The organism is Ferrovibrio sp. (assembly GCF_029255545.1).
In the GTDB taxonomy this organism is placed as follows: domain Bacteria; phylum Pseudomonadota; class Alphaproteobacteria; order Ferrovibrionales; family Ferrovibrionaceae; genus Ferrovibrio.
Genome location: NZ_JANLJJ010000001.1, coordinates 1 through 2,812 on the forward strand (window position 1 = coordinate 1; position 2,812 = coordinate 2,812).

Annotated in this window: 2 protein-coding genes; both read left to right on the top strand. The window is 62.8% G+C overall.

The annotated features are described in order from the left end of the window. Positions 1-391: 391 nt before the first annotated feature. The gene (locus Q1J79_RS00005; RefSeq protein ID WP_300295035.1) at positions 392-1,558 is read left to right on the top strand and encodes an acetyl-CoA acetyltransferase; all 1,167 of its coding nucleotides are present in this window, start codon (positions 392-394) and stop codon (positions 1,556-1,558) included. A gap of 127 nt (positions 1,559-1,685) precedes the next feature. Continuing rightward, positions 1,686-2,675, top strand: a complete 990-nt coding sequence (locus tag Q1J79_RS00010) for an MDR family oxidoreductase (protein WP_300295037.1) — start codon at positions 1,686-1,688, stop codon at positions 2,673-2,675. Positions 2,676-2,812 lie beyond the last annotated feature (137 nt).

A 2,812-nucleotide genomic window follows, 5' to 3' on the forward strand; every position in this document is an offset into this window, starting at 1 on the left:
CTGCCCATGTCCAGCCGGCCGAGCGGGTCGGGCAGGTATTCGAGATCGTCCTGGCTGGGCGGATCGAACAGGTGCTGGTAAGCAGGCATGCGGCATCTCCTGTTTAGAACATATAGTGAATATATATCCAATATTCCGGCTTTCAAGCATACTTTCCCAATATGTTCCCGTATGGCAGTTTCTGCGCGGAAATTGGCGATTCCCGGCTGGATCGTCCCAAGATCGTCGCTGCATCGTCGCTGGGACACCACCGGAGCATCGCCGGGCCGCCTTGACTTCCACCGGGTGGCCACCCTCTTATTTCCGACCGAGCGTTCGAATCCGCTGTAGCGGATCGGGCGCCGGGAGCGAGACCCGAAGCAAGCAACGGCTAGAGAAAGGGACCAGAGCCATGACCGCCTGCATCGTCGGCTGGAATCACAGCAAATTCGGCAAACTGGACGGCAGGGATGCCGAGGATTTGATTGTTGAGGTCGCGGTCGGCGCGATCCGCGACGCCGGCCTGGAGCCGAAGGACATCGACGCCATCTATCTGGGCCATTTCAACGGCGGCCTGGTGGACCAGGATTTCTCGGCCGCACTGGTGCTGCAGGCCGATCCGGGCCTGCGCTTCAAGCCGGCGACCCGCGTGGAGAATGCCTGCTCGACCGGCTCGGCCGCCATCTTCCAGGGCCTGAACGCGATTGCTGCGAAGAAGGCGCGCTTCGTGCTGTGCGTCGGCGTCGAGAAGATGACCTCTTCGCCCAACGACATCGTTGGCAACGTGCTGCTGAAGGCCAGCTACCGCAAGACGGAAGTCTTCAACGAGGGCGGCTTCACCGGCGTGTTCGATTCGATCCAGAAGCAGTATTTCCAGCGTTATGGCGACCAGTCGGATGCCACCGCGATGATCGCCGCCAAGAATCACAAGAACGGCTCCAAGAATCCGCTGGCACATATGCAGAAGGATTTCGGCTACGACTTCTGCAAGACCGTGTCGGACAAGAACCCCATCGTGGTCGGCGGCATGCGCCGCACCGATTGCTCGATGGTCTCTGACGGCGCAGCAGCCCTGGTGCTGGCCGACGTGCAGACGGCGCTCGGCATGAAGAAGGCGATTGCCTTCCGTGCGTCCAAGCATGTGCAGGATTTCCTCCCCATGGCAAAACGCGACGTGATCGCCTTCGAGGGCCCGGCTAAGGCCTGGGCCGACGCGCTGAGCGAGGCGGGCCTGAGCATCTGGGACCTGTCGTTCGCCGAAAGCCATGACTGCTTCACCATCGCCGAACTGATCGAATACGAGGCGATGGGGCTGACCGCGCCGGGCGAAGGCAAGCGCGCGATCATGGAAGGCTGGACCCAGATGGATGGCAAGCTGCCGGTCAATCCCTCGGGCGGCCTGAAGTCGAAGGGCCATCCGATCGGCGCCACCGGCGTGTCGATGCACGTGATGGCGGCGATGCAGCTTTCGGGCACCGCCGGCGACATCCAGGTGAAGAACGCCAAGCTGGGCGGCGTGTTCAACATGGGCGGCGTGGCCGTGGCCAACTACGTCTCGATCCTCGAGCCGCTGCGGTAAAAGGAAAATCGTGGATGCCCGGGTCAGGCCCGGGCATGACCAATTTTGTTGTTGAGCTCTTTCTCATAAACCGTCATGGCCGGGCTTGGCCCGGCCATCCACGTGCTACTTTTTTCAGGGAAGCGCCATGACCGAGACCTTCCGCGCCGTGATGATCGAAGAGGTCGACGGCAAGCCGAAAGCCGCCTTCAAGACCATCAGCACAGCCGACCTGCCGCCGCATGACGTGCTGGTGGAGGTGGCCTATTCGACGCTGAACTACAAGGACGGCCTGGCGCTGACCGGCGGACGCATCGCGCGCAAGATGCCGCTGGTGGCCGGTATCGACCTGGCCGGCACCGTGGTCGAATCCGCCAATCCCGAGTTCAAGCCGGGCGACAAGGTGATCGTGAACGGCTATGGCCTGTCGGAAACCCAGTGGGGTGCCTATGGCCGCTTCGCCCGCATGAAAAGCGAATGGCTGGTGCGCCTGCCGGACGCCTTCACCATGCAGGAGGCGATGGCCATCGGCACGGCAGGCTATACCGCCATGCTGTGCGTGCAGGCCCTGGAAGATGCCGGCCTGACCAAGGATGACGGTGAAGTGCTGGTGACGGGCGCGGCCGGCGGCGTCGGCTCGGTGGCCATCGCGCTGCTGGCGCAGAAGGGCTATCGCGTGATCGCCGCCACCGGCCGGCCCGAGACGCATGACTATCTGACCTCGCTTGGCGCCAGCGGCTTCATTCCCCGCGAGGAGTTGAACCAGAAAGGCCCGCCGATGGCCAAGGAGCGCTGGATCGCGGCGGTGGATTCGGTGGGCAGCCAGACGCTGGCCACCGTGCTGAGCCAGATCAAATACGGTGGCTGGGTCGCGGCCTGCGGCCTGGCGGGCGGTACCGACCTGCCCGCCAGCGTATTCCCCTTCATCCTGCGCAATGTCAGCCTGCTGGGCGTCGATTCCGTGATGGCGCCGATGCACAAGCGCAAGCGCGCCTGGTGGCAACTGGCGAAGGACCTGCCGAAGGACAAGCTCGCCGCCATGACCGAGCTGCATCCTTTGTCGAATATCTTTGACTTGGCGCCGAAGATCATCGCCGGCCAGATCCGCGGCCGCGTGGTGATCGACGTGAACGCCTGACGTTTCGCGTTAATCCTGGAAAAGAAAAGGCCCGGCTTGTCCGGGCCTTTTCTTTTCCCTCTTGTGCGGCGGTCGCGAGGCGCTATGATGGCCCCAATATTGTAACGCTGCCTTACAAATATGGCGGCAACATAAAA

Coding starts and splice junctions, on each gene's coding strand:
- Q1J79_RS00005 (WP_300295035.1), top strand. CDS start 392: ATGACCGCCTGCATCGTCGGCTGGAATCACAGCAAATTCGGCAAACTG.
- Q1J79_RS00010 (WP_300295037.1), top strand. CDS start 1,686: ATGACCGAGACCTTCCGCGCCGTGATGATCGAAGAGGTCGACGGCAAG.